We start from the raw sequence: 17,373 nt of genomic DNA, 5'->3' as shown, positions 1-17,373 counted from the left end.
TTAAGGGGCGCTGCTTTCGCGTGGCGTCTTGGTCCATTGCGTGTCGGCTTTGTGGAAGAAGGCCAAGTACTGCGGCAAGTACCGAAAGAAATAACGTGGCAAGGCCAGCAAGACCTTGCGGTTTAAGAGTTTCTTTTCGAACACGGCAGCGACGGCTAAAAGCACTGTTAGGAATGAGCCGCAGGTGGCGACTGTGATCAACAGTGGGATATGGCTGCCCCCCGCGAGGTAAATAATTCCGGTCGCTGCAATCGCCAGCCACTGCAGCAGCATCAACAGAATCAAGGGTGGCACGACGAGGTCGCAGATGAGGCCGAACGATGCCAAACGGGCGTGGAGCAGGAAATCCCCCAGCAGGCGTGGAAGTTCGTTACGCATGAATGTCAATTGCGAATGCGACCAGCGGCGGCGTTGGACCGTGGCGACTTGTTTGGTTCTAGGCAGCGGCCCGCGGACAACAGCGTCCGGACAAAAGTAGGGGCGGTTGCCTTGGAGCGTGAGGTCGATGCCCAGTTTATAGTCCTCGCCGGCATGCCCTCCGGCCAGGGGCGCGTCGGCTGCCAAACTCCAAGGAAGGGCGAATCCCGATCCTGTCAGCATGCAGGGCAGCCCTAACAGCTTCATACCCAGAGGACGAACTGCATTGCGTACAGTGAAGGCGAGCGACGAAACATAATCAGCGGCATCCGCATCGTCGCTATCGACGTGTAATACGTACTTGGATTGTGCGGGACTATTTCGCTGCATCGCCATAGTGACCAGGGGTTTCAAGAAGTCCGATTCAACGGCCGTATCCGCATCGACCACCACCATTGCATCGGGGGGATCGGAGCGAAGAAAATCCCGGCCGGCGGCCAATGCCCAACCCTTACCACGACGATCAGGTTCGTTGAGTTCCAGCACCTCAGCTCCGGCGTCGCGTGCGACCTGCGCGGTTTCGTCATCACAGTTGTGGGCAATCGCCACCACGCGCCCGTTGGCGCCCATTTGCGGCAACAGCGAACGTATTGTCGCAGCGATTACCTGCTGCTCATTGTGGGCCGGGATAATGATCGCCGCTGTATATTCCGCATCGTCGACGGGGGAGGAGGACGCCATTTTTTGGGTCGTGAACCACGTCGCCCCCATGGCGGCTAAGCACTGTGCGATGAAGATCAGGGTGGGAATCGCGACCAGTGCCGCGATGGAAAACGCTACGATAGACATATTCAAAAAAACCTTGGCAAATGCGGTGGGTATACTGCTTGCTCGGAGAGTGACGTTAAGACTGAGCCTGTTGCAACTCCCGTTTTTTGTCCGGGGGCAGTTTGGTATCGTAGCGGACCGGCCGGCTATCGTCGTTGCCGGATGTGATCAATTGGTGAAGGCGCGCCGCTTCTTGGCGAACGTCGTGATTCTGCAGAACCCGCTCACGTCCATTTGCGCCCAGACGAGACAATTCTTCTGCCGGTGTTGCCAATAATTTAGAAATTGCTGCAGCCAATGCATCAACATCGCCGGCGGGTATCAGCGAACCCATTTCGCCATCTACAACCAACTCAGGAATCCCGGCAATCCAGGTGGTGATCACGGGGCGACCCATTGCCAACGCTTCCATAATCACGACAGGCAGCCCTTCGGCAAAGCTGGCCAGCACAAGTCCCGCGGAATCGAGAATGTGTTGTTTCACTTCGTCGCGATCGGCCCAGCCCGCGAGTTTTACGACCTCTTCCAACTGGTTGCGAGCGATGGCCTCTTCGACGGCAAGGCGCAAATCACCGTCGCCAATGAGCACCAGTTCGAATGGGCCGCTGGCTTGGAGCGCCTTTGCCGCTGCTTCCACCAGGAGCACTTGTCCTTTTTGTTCGCACAGTCGACCGACGCAGACGAGTCGCCGATTGGCCTGCGGCGGGTCCGGTTCGGTGGTCAGGTAGTCGGCGTCCAATCCACAGCGAACGATTCTGATTTTCGACCAATCCTCAAAGCGGATCCAACGGTAAAGTTGGCTGCGCGCGTAGCTGGAGATCGTAGCGACAAAGGCCGCCCGCGCCGTTTTTTCATCCAGCGAGAGTGTTGCTGCCCGGTCGAACTCTTCCGGGCCGTGCACCATGAAACTGTAGGGAGGGCCGCCGAGTACGCGGGTCAACATGGCCACTTCGGTGGAATTCGTTGCGAAGTGGACGTGCAGATGTTCGATTTTACTTTCGATCAACCAACGCGACAAAACACACGCCTCGGCCAAATAGATCATGTGCAGCGCCAGTGACTTATCGCTGCGCCGCGCGACACGAAGTGACAATCGAAAAGCGCGGAGAAATGCGAACGGTTTGCGAAACGGCATGAGCAACAACGCCAATAGGATCCGCCCAATGCCGATTCCTATCACATAGCGCGTCACCGCATGTTCGTTGCGGTCGCGTTCATCAACCAGCGTGCCGTTCCACTGCCGCAGCGCAAAGCGATCGACTGTCATCCCCAAATCTTCCAACGCCCGGATCTCACGACCGATGAAGGTTTGACTGGGCATGGGATACTGGTTGATCAGATAGCCAATTCGCACGGCCGATTCCTATGAACTGTAAAAAGAAAAACGCAAAGTGAATCATCAGCAATGAACTGAGTGCGAACACGCTGAACGGGATTTGTCAAAAATGGTTCAATAGTCGGCGCTTAAGCCATGACTCCGATGACCGGAGCTTGAAGTTCGATGAGGTCTCGGATGGCGGCCGGACTGGCCGGATCTTTGACGGATCTTTTATCAGCGGTCAATACAATGGCATCGGCCCGGGCCGCTAGCATTTGTAGGTCCGCCCGGCTGGCAATGGGGGGGCCGGCAATGAAGATCATGCTGTAGGAGCTTTGGCACGACTTGAGCAATTCCGTCAAACGCGCTGAGGCCATCGCTTCGACCGGAAAGACCCCCTCGCCGCTCCCAATCAAGTCGACACAAGGATTCTCCGTATGTTGAATGAGGTCCGCCGTGATCGGTGCATTGTTGGAGAAGATGTCCGACAACCCCATTTTGTGTTCGTTATCGATTGTCGCCAGTGACCCATCATTCGCTTGTTTTGTTTCTGCAGCTGCGGTTTTTTCTGTTGCGGTCTTGGCTGCAGGCAGTTCAGCGGGGCCGGGGTGGGAGAGATCGCTGACGGAGTCTGACTTGTCAAATTTGCCGTGTTGACGATCGACTGCGTCCACAAGCAGAATTCGTTCGCCGCGATGGGCCAGGCATTCGGAAAGGCTGTTCAGTACGCCCGCGGGAGCAGGTGTATCCCCCAAGCCGCTAAACAACACAACACTTGAGGATTCCGGCAGTGACTGTTGGATACGCAGCGCAGCCATGCGGATGGATTCGTTGGTTTTCCAATCGGGAGTCGAACGGGTTCGAGAATTGAAGCCGGCCAGAGCTCGATCCGTCATCAGCGGCAGGCTCCAGCGTCGGCTAAAGGCCGAAACCGCGGTCTCGCGTTGTAGCAACCATTCGGTCAAGACAACGGGGCAGACCAGCAGGATCGAACAGGCAAAAAACGACATCACGAACAGCTTTTTAGTGTTGGATGTCACGATAGCCGTTTCAACGCTTGCCGGAATCAGCACCGCGAACTCGCGCGATTTGCATTTATACAGCTGATCCATATTTTCCAGTTGGAGCGAAATCAGTTTCGATCGCCCTTCGGCCGACTCCAGTTTTTTTTCCAACTTGGCCACGACTTCGGAGCTGGCGATGGCGACGTCCCCCGCCTTGTCGGTGGCTTCTGTGTCGTATTCTGCCAGGCGCTCATTCAACATGTGTAGGTGGTTTTTGACGGTGTCGAGACGGAATTGAAAATCGCTGATGCGTTTGTCCGCGCTCGCAATTTCCGTCTTGAGTAGCGTCAGCTCCGGTCCAGCAATCTGACTGATTGGTCCCAGCGTGGTCAATCCAATTTCATCGAGGGCAGTTTCCCATTCGACAAGAGAGGAGTCTTTTCCTGTGGTGTCAATCTCCGCCAATTCTATTTTGAGACTCGTTAGCTCGGCAAACCGAGTCGAAGTTTTTGCATATTCCTCCATCACCAGATCAAGTTGTGTCTGACGTTTTTTTAATAACTCCGTTTGGTACACGCTGATTTTTTCTTGCCGAATTTTTTCTGCTTGGGCAAGCTGTTGTTTGATACTCAACAGTTCCACATTTTTTAAGTCAATGGTGGAATTCGTGTTCGAAACAGATTTGAGCTTGTTTGAATATTCTTGGGTTGCCAGACCGTTGTTGTGCAGGAGTGTATCATGGCGCAGACGTGCCAAACTTAGTTCCTCGGCGGCTTCGTCAACTTCGCGTTTCGCCCCCAAGTGAATGATTTCAACGTGCTTCATATGCTCGGTGAGGATGGCCTGTCGCTGCTCGGCAGCCGCGTCGATCAATGTTTGCATCGTGTCGTTGACAAGTTCTACGCCAACTTCCTCCTCAGGCCAGCCCAGAGTTAATTCCATAACGCTGGAGCGACCGATCACCTTCATCTCAAACAGACTGGCGAAGATATCGGGCGGGATGTCCAGCCCATGCTTGTCGACGATTTTCTGCATGCGGCTCGTCGAGAACAAGACCTCCTTGTACGTTTGCAGCGAGGGGGCCTGATAGACAACAGGCCCAGGCGGTGTCGGCAATCCGGAGTAAATTAAACTCCCGCTGACATCGGCGTTCAGAGACCGGAATTCCGTCGCTATGAAATAGCTCAGGCCGCCTGCAAGCAGGCAAATGATGCCCAGCAACCACCATCGCTTTTGCAAGATCGTGAGAAAAAGCGAGGGCTGGTCCTCCGGTTGCGGGGTTTGGGCCGCAGCCGTGTAGGCGGGGTAATTGACTTGTGGATTATGCGCATTCGTCGCGATTTGTGACTGTCGGACGTTTGTGGAAAGATCTCGATTTGTCATGATGTTTTTAGCTGCAATAAACAACAGGGGTTAATGAAGACTACCGTGTCGTTGGGGGGGATACCCTTTAGCCGAACCTTTCGTCGACGCGTTGTTCCTCGACTTCACATTTGAGAATTCGGGCAGGAATACCGACTGCGGTGGCGTGGTTGGGTACATCGCACAGCACCACGGCATTCGCGCCGATTTTTGCATGATCCCCGATGACGACACCTCCCAGTACCTTGGCACCGGCCCCGATGTCGACATGACCGCCAATCCGGGGGCAACCTTTTTGTTTGCCTCCGGTTCCGATGGTGACCTGTTGAAAGAACAGGCAATTCGCTCCGATGACCGCATCGGGATGGATAACAATTCCGTTGGGGTGCGGCATGATCAACCCCCCTCCGATTTGGCTGTTCAGTGGAATGTCGGCGCCACAAATCACCGACCAAACTTGGTGGAAGAACGCATGCCATTTGCGCAGCAATTTGCAGCGCAGCGTACCCGTTGTCTGCGCTTGGTAACGACGCAAATGGTAGAGGAGTTTTCGTGACGGGTCCCAAAATCGCCGGACCGTTTCACGATTCCAGTCAAATGTGGTTGCCGATATCACTTTTGCTTGATTCCTCGTAAGCCAACACTGATTTTGCGACGAAGCCAGCGCCGCATCGATTGTACGGGCATCGAAACATATCGCTTGGAATGTTCCGTTGGCCGTGCCTGAAAGATCGTGCCATGCCCGCTGTTGTCGATTTCTTCAGCAGTGCAGGGGGTATAGTAATAGCCGGCAAACGACTTTCGACTGTTCGACGGAGGACAAGTCACGGCGCTCACCCCATGCCAACTGATTTCGCTGGTTTCAAAAATCACGCAGCGATTGTAAATCGGCGCAAAGCTGTGCGCTAGTGTCTTGACGTTCTCATCCCAGAGTTCGGTCATGCCGCCCCATTCGTCGCGCCAATCCCGATTGAAGAACACCAAAATGTTGAGCCGGCGATGTAACTGGCGATGTTTGATGTAATTAAAATCAATGTGGACATCCAGGTGCCCCCGCGGGCCGGTTTGATGCATTCCGCCCCCCACAAGTTCCGGATCGCCGATGAGGTCTTTGAATCCTGAAAGCGTTCTTAAGTTCTCGACAAATTCCGGTGATTGCAGTTCCTCATGCAGCTGTTTGATCGCTGCAGGGAACAGCTCGGAGTCTGTGACTTGGTATTTGCCACGCTCGTTGACAGCGCTGAAGCCTTTGCCGAGCCGTTTGGCTTCTTCAAAGGAGGGGAAATCGCTTTCGATCGTCGCTGCCGCCTCGGGCAAGAGGAAGTTGTCGAAACAAATATGAGGGAACGGCGCGGCCGCGCGGAATTCAGTGGCGGCGCTCTCGAAATCAATATTGCGAATAATGGGTGTTTGTAGTGCTGACATGCAGGCTCCTTAATTCAGAAAAGCCAACGAAACTTCTTTGTTTAAACAGGGTTCACGTGACTCTTTGCCCCGCTACCGGCATGCAGTCGTCGCAGCGGTCTCACGGGCACCGGTTTTTGTAATACTGGACCAGCGGATTCCACTTCAGCCTCGCTGTAGGAGACGATATATCCCACGACCCCGCCGGTGGTCATGACATAAAACGGGTTGGGCATAGCGTTCGGGAGACAATCAATGGCGAACAACGTGATGGCTATGGAGAACGCGAGTACGGGTGCGATTTCCGGCGACATGAGCTTGCGCACCGAAAATGTTTTGATGAGCAGTCCCAAGGGGGTTAACAGTAAGGCAAATAGTGCGATCAATCCGAAGATGCCATATTGGCCAAGTTGAATGATCCAGAGGCCATCGGTGACCGATATGTCATTCCCAAATTGGTCGTACACGCGCGAGCGGCCCCAACCTCCCCACCCAAATGCAGGTTTCTGCAATGCCTTGTTGACGAGGATGTCTTCATTTTGAAAACGAAACTCAAGCGATTGAGCGCGTTCTCCATTAATGCTTTTGGCTACTTCGACGGCGGGCTGCCAACCTTGATCTCCCATGGAGCGGATCACGATATAGGCTGGTGCCACCAGCAAAAGGGCCAGTAATGCCAAACGGTTTTTCAAAACGGAGGTCCAGGCTAGAACGCCTAATCCAGCGGCTAAGAGCAACAAAGCCCCCGTCGACCGGCAGTAGATGGTTGTCACAACTAAGGCGACCAGGGGTAATCCTGTACCCATTTTTCCCCAATGTTTCCAAACACCCTTCCACCACAGCCAGATGCCGATCAAGGAGGCTGTGGTCATCCATAACCCGAGTTGCAAGCCCGAATCAAGAAACACAGCTGGCCGCCATCCCCCCAGACGCATGCCACCGGAGCGATAGCTTTCGCCATAAACCAAGGCATGCAGTTGGGGACTCATGCGGATCTCAAACCAGCACAAGGGGAGGTAAATGAGCGTAGCCGCCAGGAGTGTGGTAGCGGCGAACTTCGCCGTCGATGAATCGACGATATAGGCTCGCCCCAATAAATAGGGACCTCCCCAGGTGACAATTGTCGCCAATGTGACCGAACCCGCGTCATAGGGGCCGAGGTTGTTTGTTAATGACGAAATTGCCGGAGCAATGCACACCAGGACAATCGGCAGATCGTAGCGGCAGGGCCGCAGGGAGGTGAACCGCTCCAGGTCGAAGACAATCGTCGCGGCGATGATCGCATAGCAGGTGAGCGACATTTTAGAAATGTCAGGCAACCCGCTGATCGGGTACGTCTTAAACGGCAGAAACAACCAGCCGACGACGAACGCCACCACGACCGCTTTATCGGACTTCAACTTGGAGAAGAGTCCGATGACCAGCAGTGGCCACGCGAGCATGACAATGTCGGCAAGAATGGTCATGTTCCCGCCTTCCATTGCGCAATCACGTCCCGGTAAAACTCCGCCGTTTGTTCGGCAATTTTACGCGGGTGAAATCGCTGATTCGAATCTTCGGCGGCGGCAGCGCCCAGTTGCGCCGCTAAGCCGCGGTCCGCAAGAATCCGTCCAACTCCCGCGGCCAGCGATTCCGGATCATCGGGCTGCACGAGCACCCCGGTTTTGTCGTCGAGAATGATTTCCGGAATCCCACCCACGCGCGTCGCCACAATCGGACAGCCACAGGCCACCGACTCCAGCGCTGAGTAGGGGAAGTTATCGAACGTCGACGGGATGACGGTCACCGCCGCGCGACGTCGCCAAGTCTCAATTGTTGATGGCGTCTGTTTTCCCAGATAATTGATTCGCTGTGATACGGATTCGTCGATGTGCTGGGCGACAAATTCAGCGAAATTGACGACCTGGTCGTCTTGGGAACGAATCCCCGTATCGGGGCCGATGAAAACTAGATTGGCGTCTGGGAATTGTTCCACAATCCGCTGGAAGGCGAGCAGCATCGTGTCCCCCCCCTTGTGTCGGTCAAACCGTCCGACAAACAGAATGGTCTGTTCCTCCGCATCGTCCGCAGACCAACACATCTCGCTGGTATAAACCGGCGCCGGATTGGGGATCACGGCTGCTTGGGGAAGTTCCAAATTGTAGTATTCGCGTGTCGTGTCCAGCACTTTTTGGCTACAGGCGGTCACCGCGCATGCCGCTTCAATGGCCTTACCTTCGGCTTTAACGCGACGAGCGAACGCCTTGTCTTGCTTCACGCCGTTGGCTTGACCGTTCAAAAACCACGGCCCGTGCAAGCGCACAACCACAGGGAAGGGGACCCGCTGCGCCACATGGCGAGCCAAGCCAAATGATTCTTCCATCTCCAACAGATTGACCGCACCGTCGCCGCCGGTCTGCTTTAACGCATGGGCGATGCCGCGTCCTGCGCGCCGGCAGTTCTGCTCGGCATCGTCTTTAGCAATGATTCCTGTGAGGCGGTCGCTAATTCGGCTGAGCACACTCTCGCAAGGGGACCACTGGGTAACCCCTGCATCGTCCGCGTAGCGCATCGCCGTCGATTTGGCTCGCGTCACAACCAGCGGGGAATGACCGTCGCGTCGCAATTGTTGTTCGAGGACGGAGACGTAGGTCACAATTCCATTGCTGGTTTCGTTGGCCGGCCAGTTCGGCGTAAACAGCGCGCAACGTAACTTTCCGAGATGGGATTCTCGATTCACCGGGCTGTTAAGCTTAGGAGTCTGCGTCGCCATCGTGTGTCATCTTCCTCGGAGTGCGCAACAAAATGCGCGCCATGCCGTCAAATCAAACGGCCGTTGCAAAATACTCAACATTGCATAGCGACGAGCCGTCGAGATATTGCCGTCGCCCAATGCCCACCACGTCCATGCCAAATGCTGGCTGGCTACGGTGGGTAAATTGGCGTTGGAGAATTTCTCGCAGTTTGGTGTTTGTTCGCCGCGTCGCTCTGCGCCAGACTGCATAGCTGTGATGGCCGAGCGAACCTGCCGGTCTTTTTGCAGCCAGCCGACTTTTTGGGAATGGAACCGGTATTGGATCAGCACCTCGTCCATGTTGGCCAGCCGTCCGACTTCGGCCAAACGCAACCATAAGTCGAGGTCCTCGGCGCCATACAGGTTCTCGTCGTATTCCCCGACGGCTTCAATGGCTTCGCGCCGCATCAAGACCGAAGGGTGACAAATCATCCCTTCCCCTTTTTGCAAATGCGCTGCATCAATGTCTTCGTGCTTGAGCGGTGGAGTAAAACGCCGTAGCGGCCGGTCTTGGGGATCAATCCACAGTTGCGCTGTGCCGACAGCTAAAATGTCGTCGTGTCGCGCCAGGAATCGCATTTGTTTTTCAAACCGTTCCGGCTGCGAAATGTCGTCGGCATCCATGCGTGCAATGAAATCGCCGCGGGCCTCTGCGAGCATCTCGTTGAGGGTCACCACGTAACCTTTGTTTTCGCGGCTGCGCAACACGATGCGGGAATCGCGGTCCGCGATGCTTTGAAGAATACTCAAGCTCCCATCGGTCGATCCGTCATCCACGATCAGGAATTCAAAATCTCCGAATGTTTGCGCAAGAATACTTTCCACCGCTTTGGCGATGTATCGTTCCGCATTGTAAACCGGCAGAATCACTGAGATTTCTGGTGCACTCATGATGACGCAATCACTCCATTTCTATCCGCTCGTTCCCCCAAATGTTGTCGAGCAACTGATTGCAACAGGTGGTGCAATCGACCGGCCTTTGCTTCGAGGCGGTTGTTCTCTGTGACTGTTTTCTTAGAGCGGCGGACGTTGGGATCGATTTGGGTAAAGTTGAGTTCGCATTCCACGAACGACTCGAGTTCACGCTGGCCCTCTCCGGCAAGGATTTGATCGGAGTCGACGAGTAGGAAGCGAGGATCATTTTCAGCCCACCGCAGCAGGCGGGTGTAGGTGCGAATCCAAGTCTGCAACAAGGCGGGGCGTTTGAATGCCAAATGCGGATCGTACGATTCCTGAGCATCGCGGAGCATGCTGTCCACGGTACGAAACGGGCAGCGAAAGACGATCAAGAAACGCGTGTTCTCAGGGAGATAAGGTTTCCAAGTCGACAACGTTGCGCTAAATCGCGGATCCTTAAAGCAGAAAGGCTGGTTTGCGCACAGACGTTCGATCAACGCCCGCTCATCAGGCTGAACCCGCATTGCCCGTGCTGCATGCGGCAATACCGCCCAAAACGCGCGCCAGTCGTAATGGGTGCTGGGATAGATAAATCGTCGCAGGCGATACGTCCCGCGTGGATAGAGCAGGCGGAAGATGATTTTGTTATTCAGCCCGTTGATAACCTGCGATTCGTAATACCCAAAAGGATTTGCCGGTGTCGCTTTGATCAGCTCGTTGCCGAAAAACACACCGGTATTGCGAAAGCAGGCGGTCACCATGCTCGTGCCGCTCCGGCCGGTTCCGAGAATCATCGTGTTTTGCATTAGACGCCTCCCGTGAGCGCCGGTTCGGTATCGTTTCGGAACGACCAATCCGACGGAGCTACAGCTGCGGGATTGCCGGCTGCTGTGTACGTATATTCCGGATCGTGCGGCAAATCACTCACGTGAAATGAAATGCAGCGTTCGTGCTCATCAATGGCACCACGACCGCGGACCCACAGTCCGATCGTCAGAAAATATTGTCCCGGTCGCAGGACATTGATCGGAAAGGAACAGGTCACATCGCGCGTGCCGGGGTTTTCGAAAAACGCGGTGGGCAATCCCACGGTATTGCTGACCAGAATCAAACGACCGCTCAAATCGAAGATCCGCAACGAGGCCGAGGCCAAGGGCAGCGGGCGGCGAACCTCCCAGGAACTGGTCACCGACCATGGCTCGCCAAAACGGACAACCGCAACCGAATCGCCGCTGGAATCGTGCACCGCCGCCGACAACAACGAAGCCTCGCGATCCGTGTCGAGAGGGGGGGCAAAGTAATGCTTCAGGTCGGAACTGCCGCATTGGAGGTACTCGTCGACCACATTCGCTGTCGGGCCGGAGTTCACCAATTGCCCGTCACGGAACATCAGCGCCCGCTGACACAGTTCCGTCACCGCCGACATATTGTGGCTGACAAATAAAACGGTGCGGCCTTCCCCGGTGGAAACCTCTTGCATCTTGCCCAGACATTTCTTTTGAAACTGAGCATCGCCGACGGCTAAGACTTCGTCGACAATCAGGATTTCCGGTTCCAAGTGGGCAGCCACGGCAAAGGCCAAGCGGACATACATGCCGCTCGAATACCGTTTGACCGGAGTATCCAGGAACTGCTCCACCTCGGCGAAGGCGACTATTTCGTCGAACTTGCGATCGATTTCGACCTTCTTCATGCCCAAGATCGACCCGTTGAGATAAATGTTCTCACGGCCCGACAGCTCGGGATGAAATCCGGTCCCCACCTCTAATAACGAGGCGACTCTGCCGCGCAGGACCGCACGTCCCGAAGTTGGTTCGGTAATGCGGCTGAGGATCTTGAGCAATGTGCTTTTGCCGGCTCCATTGCGACCGATCAGGCCAACCACTTCACCCCGTTTGATGTCGAACGAGACATCCTTGACGGCCCAAAATAGCTCATCATTCCCTGCGCCGCTCAATTGACGGAAGCGGCGCAGGGGCGATTTGGCCATGCCCACCAGCGCGTCGCGGAAAGTGGGGTACTGCTCTTCCTGTTGGCCGAGGCGATAAGCTTTGCCGAGGTTTTCGACGGTGATAATAGGTTTGTTCATAGTCGACTTTGAGTGAAAACAAAACGCGAACCGACCGGGTTTGGATTGCGGCGGACTATTAGGCGATGTCGGCAAATCGCCTTTCGGTCTTCCGAAAATACATGACACCATAGACCAGCAGTGCGGCCGTACTGAGCGTCGAGATGCAGAGCATGGCCCACGGAAACGGAGTGCCGAAAATCACGCTGCGAAAACCTTCAATGATTCCCGCCAGCGGATTCAACGCATAAAAGTACCGATAACGTTCGGGAACGATTGCCGTGGGGTAAACGACCGGACTGACAAATTGCCATGCCTGGACCATAAACGGAATCACGAACCGAAAATCGCGATAGGTGACTGTCAGCGCCGACAACGTGAATGCGATTCCCAGCGATGCCGCCCAGGCTAATAGGATCAATAAGGGCAACAGCACAATTCGAGGTGAGGGAACGACACCGTAAATGGCCATCATCACTGCGAACACACCGAAGGAGATTGCCATGTCGACCAGCCCGCTGGTGACGGTGGCTGTAGGAACAAACAGGCGGGGGAAATAGATTTTTGTCAACAATTGCCGTTGGCTCACCAGTGTTTGACCGCCGACGGAAATTGCATTCGAAAAGAACAGCCATGGTAACAATCCGGCGTAGACGTAAACGGGATAGACTGCTATTAACTCTGCGGGGAGTTCGTTTTTAAGTCCCGCAAAGTTTCCAAAAATAACGGTAAAAATCGTCACGCTAAATACCGGAACGAGGACCGCCCAGGCGACACCCAAGACCGTTTGTTTGTAGCGAACTTTGATGTCTCGCCAGACCAGGAACCAGAGCAGTTCGTGAAACAGCCACAGTTCGCGGAAATCAACGGCAACCCAGCCGGATTTTGGCTCGATGACCAACTCCACGTTTGCGCCGTAGTCCGTGCTTTGCGCGGCAGAGGGCATTTTCTCGGGACCCAGAGCATCCGTCGTCGTATGCAGCGGCGACGTTTCCAGGTTCCGTCGTTGGGTTGTGGTGATTCCATCGTTCATGGCAAGTCGGTCATCAAGCAAGGCAACGCGTGAGGGATGTCGGGTGAAATCGCTGTGAATACCCCTGAAGGAGAATCCACAGACCAGCACCGATACGGCAATCCGTGATTATTTGGGCGTCTTACGGCGACGATGGCTTTTGTGCGGAATGTCATATCGCTTGATCTTGCGATAGAGCGTGGCCTGCCCCAGTCCCACCAAATTGGCCGCATCGACGACATGCCCGTCGGCGCGTTGCAATGCATCGATGATGGCCGCCCGCTCAAATCGTTGCACTTCCGAGAGTGGAGTTCTCATGACCGAAACCGAGGAATCGTTCTCCTGCGGTTTGTGCTCGATGGTCCCACCATTCATAGGGGCCATGTGGCCGTTCGTTGGTGTGGTCGGGACGTGGGGGTTGGGAGCAGTGCATGACGGCGAGTGAAATTCAGCGGGAATATCCAACGGCTCCACGAGGTTGCCCTTGGCAAAAATCGCAATCCGCTCGACGGCGTTTTCCAATTGCCGAATATTACCCGGCCAATCGTAGTCGTAGAGCACCTGCATCGCTTCGGCGGTAAAGCCTTGCACGCTACGGTTGTGCCGCTCGACTGAGCGAGAGAGGAACAATTCGGACAGTTCAGCAATGTCTTCTCGCCGTTCAGAAAGTGGCGGAAGATGGATCGGAACGACATTTAGCCGATAGAACAGGTCACTGCGGAGTTTGCCGTCGCGAATGACCGATTCCGGGTCATGGTTCGAGGCGGCAATGATCCGCACGTCGACCTGCTTCTCGGTTTGGTCGCCCACACGGCGGACGGCTCCTTCTTGAAGAAAACGGAGCAGCTTGGGCTGAAGTGTGATCTCCATTTCGCTAATTTCATCGAGAAATAGCGTGCCGTTGTCGGCCGTTTCACAGAGCCCCTCTTTGGTGTGTGTGGCATGTGTGAATGAGCCTTTGATATGACCGAACAACAAACTCTCGGCCAATCCTTCGGGAATGGCCGACATGTTGACGGGAATATAGTCGTCGTCTTTACGCAAACTGCAGCGGTGAATGGCGCGGGCGACCATTTCCTTACCCGTTCCGCTTTGCCCCCAGATCATCACGGTGGCATGTGTGGTGGCGACTTCAAGGACTTGGCGTCGCACCGATTCCATCGTCGTGCTTGAACCACGCAGGTACATACGAAGTGAATGCGCCAGACTCTCAGTGCTGCCTTTCTTATCACAGGAGGCGGAATGTCGCCGGTGGGGATGAGGATCGCCGTTTCGCCGCAAAGACGTTTGGGCGGAGTTGTCCAAAATGGAGGATGATTCGCCAGTGTAGGAGCCATTGGTCGGGGTGGAATATCCAGCCCCCCCCTCCGGCAGTTCGGGGGCGCTGGAAAATCGAGTTGCACTGGTTTTGCGGCTCGCTAACTCGTCGACCAGCGATTTCACTTCCCGTTGGCAGATATCACCGTGGAGGACGTCAAACGCACCCATTTTCAGCGCACGTACGACGCGGCTGATATTGGTGTCGTCGGTTGCCATCCAACCTGCGACGGGGTGTTTCCGGGCCCAGTTGGCAACGACCCGTTCTCCCTCTTCGGACAATCCTGTCAGATTCACGACGATACCGTCGAAGCGATCGAGCGGCTCGGTGAATTGAAAAGGAGATCCGTTGCTTCTCGTTGCGACAACACATTCGCAACCATGACCGTCAAATTGCCCAATAATTTGGCGAATTGATGAGTCGTTGAACAGGGCGAATAAAACCCTGGTTTTTTCAGATTGCATCTTATCGATCGAATCCATTTTTTAGAGTGCTATTCCTATCCATGTACGATTCCGCAGCGTGTGGCAAGCACCGAAGCCCGATTAGAGGCCTCGTGTTTAATCAAGTCTTGCCGGCACACAATGCGATCCCGGGCCCGCGTAGTAGATTGTACTGATGCAAATTCCTTGCCTAATCCTCCAAAAGAGTCCCAATTTGTCGAAAATTAATCGTTTCGAAAGGGCTGTCTCGTTTGACGAAACGGCGCAGGTTCTTGTGCGGTGAACTGCCACGTGCAACATGTGCCCAACTACGGCACGAGCTTGTGATAGTGCGTTTGCAATCCATTGGCGCAACTAAAGGTTGTATGGCGTGATGGCGTCGAAAAAGCCGGGCGTACAACACCAAATTGGTGTCCGCTTTACGGAATGAGTGGGTACTGATCGTCTAGGCTGGAAGTCAAAAACCGTTTTGACTTACACAGCCGTGTTGTTGGCCCGCGATCGACGACGTAATTCAGTTTTTACAGCTCTTCGAAATTTTTCAGCCTCAACAGAGAATTCACCAAAGTGACACAATGCCAACCAGAAAGGATATCTTGAGGATTTCAGTTTCCATGGCGAAATGCTCGAAATAGTGGCTTGCATTGACGAATCGACAAGCAATGCGTTACTGCCCTGTGTTGCTTGTGCGGTGTGGCGCTCAAAATCGCCTGAGTCGATGTTCTACCAAAAAGATAGTGGGGGGTCTAGGATGACGAGCCAAAAGACGCAAAAAATGACAATGTGTTTCTAAGCTCTTCAAAACAATCGTTACATGCCGCTGCAACAGGCCTCGAACATGCCACATATATAGCGGGCTTTCGGTGATGAAACGAATGGCGCCTGCCATCTGACTCTCGGCACGGTGGTGGCAACGATCGCTCATTGGTTGTTTAACAATGCTGGTCATGGTTTCGTTGGCTACACGTCAAAGTCAAGAGGGCAATCGGGAGGGGTGTGGGTTTGAGGTGTTGGGAAGTTCGCCATCATCAATGCTATTTTGAATTCCTCGTGAATTCTGAGTCGCACGAAATGCCATGCAGTTTTTGAGCGGACAGTTTCTGGAGACAGTCATTACCGGAACGGCAGTGTAAAGGTAGTCCTCACTGTCCCGGCATGGTGCGTGTGGAGCGCTTGGCATTGGGGAGAATTGAGGTGGCTTGCTGTGTGTTCTGGGGTGTGTTTGGTAAAGCTCCTGTGGTTATCGATTTGATAATTATCGCAGCTTGCGATATTTTATCCGCCGTTGCTGATGTGGCCTGTCGAGAGGGGAAATGATTGTTTGGTGCTGTAAGCTGTTATAGCGTAGCAGTTTGTTGTGGTCTGCTTGATGTTTTTTTGCGTGTTGTTGAGTTTTGGCACAACTGCTGCACTAATGTATTACTGCAGCATGCCCTCTCTGTTTGGGTAGCTTGAATAGCTGTTGTTAATCACCTGATGGTTGGGGGTCACCTATGCGAAAAACCTGTTTTCTTCTTGCTCTATCACTGGCCAGCTTTCCGGTTGTGGCCTCGGCAGCCTTTGGGCTCGCGTCATCGTCTGGAGTTGCTTACGTCGATAATACCGGCGGCGCAATTACCGACTTCGATGAAGGTGCCCTAGAGGATACGGAAAATGTTCCGTTCCTAGTGTTCGAAGGGGTTGAGGAAGCTTCTTTCGACGTCGATCACGACGGAACGCCCGGAACATTCAGTACGTTTTCGCAATTGGCTCCGGCGACGTTGGAGCTGGACAACTACGCCAGCTACCTTTTGCACTTCGATCCATTGGGCCAGCCGGTTGATCATGTGAATGCCACGGGTTTTGTGGAATTCAATGACCAGACTCGTATCGTGGGCGTTGTGTTACTGCCGGGTGCCGATACAGGTCCCGAAAGCACGACCGACAGCTTGGGTGCGACGGATGCCATTTACGGCCCCGGCTACACCTATTACGACACCTATACCTACCGTGGCTTGGAGCTGGGCAACTCGTCTTCACCGGACGGATTCTCCATTGCCAGCGACGGTCGGACGTTTTCATTCGACTTGAACGCCATGGGTGCTGGAATCGATGAGGTTCGCTTGATCTTGCAAGCGGTTCCCGAAATGAGCTCCATTGTGACCTGGTCAATGATTGCTGGGTTGGGATTGGTCGTGACCCGTGCTCGTTCGAAGAAAAAGCGTCGCGAGACTGCGGAAGCTTAAGGCTGTGCCTGATGGGGCAGGTCGTTCTGACAATCCTGCCTGTGTTTGGTTGCTGCTTTGTTCTGTTGTGTAGTTATTGCAATGACGCAGCGGACGATTCTGCTAGAATTACAAAAACATTGACAGACGCCAGCATCATTGTTGGCGTCTGTTTTTCTGTAATAGGCCAGAGGGCGGGATTGCATTGTGCCGGTTGCGGGAGGCCGGTTGAATAGTTAGAGTTGCACGCCGAGAGAAGTTTACGCAAGGCTAGGTATTGAGGGGGATTGGCGTGTTCGGTTCTCGATTCAGTCGTAGACCACTCCTCGATGTAAGGCCGTTGCATTTCAAACATCCGAAGTATGTCGTCGGCAAATCGCTTGGC

The 17,373-nt window shown here is 54.4% G+C and carries 13 protein-coding genes; 1 reads left to right on the top strand and 12 read right to left on the bottom strand.

Annotated elements, in window-relative coordinates; genetic code table 11:
* From CA54_RS02970 to CA54_RS02915, 12 genes are all read right to left on the bottom strand, one after another.
* Positions 1-1,206, bottom strand: coding sequence for a glycosyltransferase family 2 protein (locus CA54_RS02970; protein WP_146369374.1), 1,206 nt, complete (start codon positions 1,204-1,206; stop codon positions 1-3).
* Between the two features lie 55 nt (positions 1,207-1,261).
* Entirely contained in the window at positions 1,262-2,539 is a 1,278-nt protein-coding gene (locus tag CA54_RS02965) for a glycosyltransferase (RefSeq protein WP_146369373.1), read from the bottom strand.
* Positions 2,540-2,649: 110 nt separating this feature from the next.
* Positions 2,650-4,890 (bottom strand): hypothetical protein, encoded by a 2,241-nt coding sequence (locus CA54_RS02960; protein WP_146369372.1) that lies wholly within the window; start codon positions 4,888-4,890, stop codon positions 2,650-2,652.
* 67 nt (positions 4,891-4,957) lie between these two features.
* Positions 4,958-5,485, bottom strand: coding sequence for a serine O-acetyltransferase (locus CA54_RS29730; RefSeq protein WP_231962944.1), 528 nt, complete (start codon positions 5,483-5,485; stop codon positions 4,958-4,960).
* Positions 5,482-6,294, bottom strand: a complete 813-nt coding sequence (locus CA54_RS02950; RefSeq protein WP_146369370.1) for a 2OG-Fe(II) oxygenase — start codon at positions 6,292-6,294, stop codon at positions 5,482-5,484. The genes CA54_RS29730 and CA54_RS02950 overlap by 4 nt, the downstream gene beginning before the upstream one ends.
* Positions 6,295-6,335: 41 nt before the next feature.
* On the bottom strand, positions 6,336-7,739 hold the full coding sequence (locus CA54_RS02945; RefSeq protein ID WP_146369369.1) for an O-antigen ligase family protein: 1,404 nt from the start codon (positions 7,737-7,739) through the stop codon (positions 6,336-6,338).
* Entirely contained in the window at positions 7,736-9,025 is a 1,290-nt protein-coding gene (locus tag CA54_RS02940) for a glycosyltransferase family 4 protein (RefSeq protein WP_146369368.1), read from the bottom strand. The genes CA54_RS02945 and CA54_RS02940 overlap by 4 nt, the downstream gene beginning before the upstream one ends.
* Positions 9,026-9,031: 6 nt before the next feature.
* On the bottom strand, positions 9,032-9,937 hold the full coding sequence (locus CA54_RS02935; RefSeq protein WP_146369367.1) for a glycosyltransferase family 2 protein: 906 nt from the start codon (positions 9,935-9,937) through the stop codon (positions 9,032-9,034).
* On the bottom strand, positions 9,934-10,749 hold the full coding sequence (locus tag CA54_RS02930; RefSeq protein WP_146369366.1) for a hypothetical protein: 816 nt from the start codon (positions 10,747-10,749) through the stop codon (positions 9,934-9,936). The genes CA54_RS02935 and CA54_RS02930 overlap by 4 nt, the downstream gene beginning before the upstream one ends.
* On the bottom strand, positions 10,749-12,032 hold the full coding sequence (locus CA54_RS02925) for an ABC transporter ATP-binding protein (RefSeq protein ID WP_146369365.1): 1,284 nt from the start codon (positions 12,030-12,032) through the stop codon (positions 10,749-10,751). The genes CA54_RS02930 and CA54_RS02925 overlap by 1 nt, the downstream gene beginning before the upstream one ends.
* 58 nt (positions 12,033-12,090) lie before the next feature.
* Positions 12,091-13,044: an ABC transporter permease gene (locus CA54_RS02920; protein WP_146369364.1), complete on the bottom strand. Its 954-nt coding sequence runs from the start codon at positions 13,042-13,044 to the stop codon at positions 12,091-12,093.
* Positions 13,045-13,152: 108 nt separating this feature from the next.
* Complete coding sequence (locus tag CA54_RS02915; protein ID WP_197532165.1) at positions 13,153-14,805, bottom strand: sigma-54 interaction domain-containing protein; 1,653 nt, start codon at positions 14,803-14,805, stop codon at positions 13,153-13,155.
* Positions 14,806-16,277: 1,472 nt separating this feature from the next.
* Here CA54_RS02915 and CA54_RS02910 point away from each other — a divergent pair.
* The gene (locus tag CA54_RS02910) at positions 16,278-17,009 is read left to right on the top strand and encodes a hypothetical protein (protein ID WP_146369362.1); all 732 of its coding nucleotides are present in this window, start codon (positions 16,278-16,280) and stop codon (positions 17,007-17,009) included.
* The last annotated feature ends 364 nt before the right edge of the window (positions 17,010-17,373 follow it).

Origin of the sequence: Symmachiella macrocystis (assembly GCF_007860075.1) — a bacterium.
Classification (GTDB): Bacteria; Planctomycetota; Planctomycetia; order Planctomycetales; family Planctomycetaceae; genus Symmachiella; species Symmachiella macrocystis.
Note: the sequence above shows the minus strand (reverse complement) of the source record. Positions and strands in the feature narration are given on the sequence as shown.

Coding starts and splice junctions, on each gene's coding strand:
- CA54_RS02970 (WP_146369374.1), bottom strand. CDS start 1,206: ATGTCTATCGTAGCGTTTTCCATCGCGGCACTGGTCGCGATTCCCACC.
- CA54_RS02960 (WP_146369372.1), bottom strand. CDS start 4,890: ATGACAAATCGAGATCTTTCCACAAACGTCCGACAGTCACAAATCGCG.
- CA54_RS02950 (WP_146369370.1), bottom strand. CDS start 6,294: ATGTCAGCACTACAAACACCCATTATTCGCAATATTGATTTCGAGAGC.
- CA54_RS02945 (WP_146369369.1), bottom strand. CDS start 7,739: ATGACCATTCTTGCCGACATTGTCATGCTCGCGTGGCCACTGCTGGTC.
- CA54_RS02940 (WP_146369368.1), bottom strand. CDS start 9,025: ATGGCGACGCAGACTCCTAAGCTTAACAGCCCGGTGAATCGAGAATCC.
- CA54_RS02935 (WP_146369367.1), bottom strand. CDS start 9,937: ATGAGTGCACCAGAAATCTCAGTGATTCTGCCGGTTTACAATGCGGAA.
- CA54_RS02930 (WP_146369366.1), bottom strand. CDS start 10,749: ATGCAAAACACGATGATTCTCGGAACCGGCCGGAGCGGCACGAGCATG.
- CA54_RS02925 (WP_146369365.1), bottom strand. CDS start 12,032: ATGAACAAACCTATTATCACCGTCGAAAACCTCGGCAAAGCTTATCGC.
- CA54_RS02920 (WP_146369364.1), bottom strand. CDS start 13,044: ATGAACGATGGAATCACCACAACCCAACGACGGAACCTGGAAACGTCG.
- CA54_RS02915 (WP_197532165.1), bottom strand. CDS start 14,805: ATGCAATCTGAAAAAACCAGGGTTTTATTCGCCCTGTTCAACGACTCA.
- CA54_RS02910 (WP_146369362.1), top strand. CDS start 16,278: ATGCGAAAAACCTGTTTTCTTCTTGCTCTATCACTGGCCAGCTTTCCG.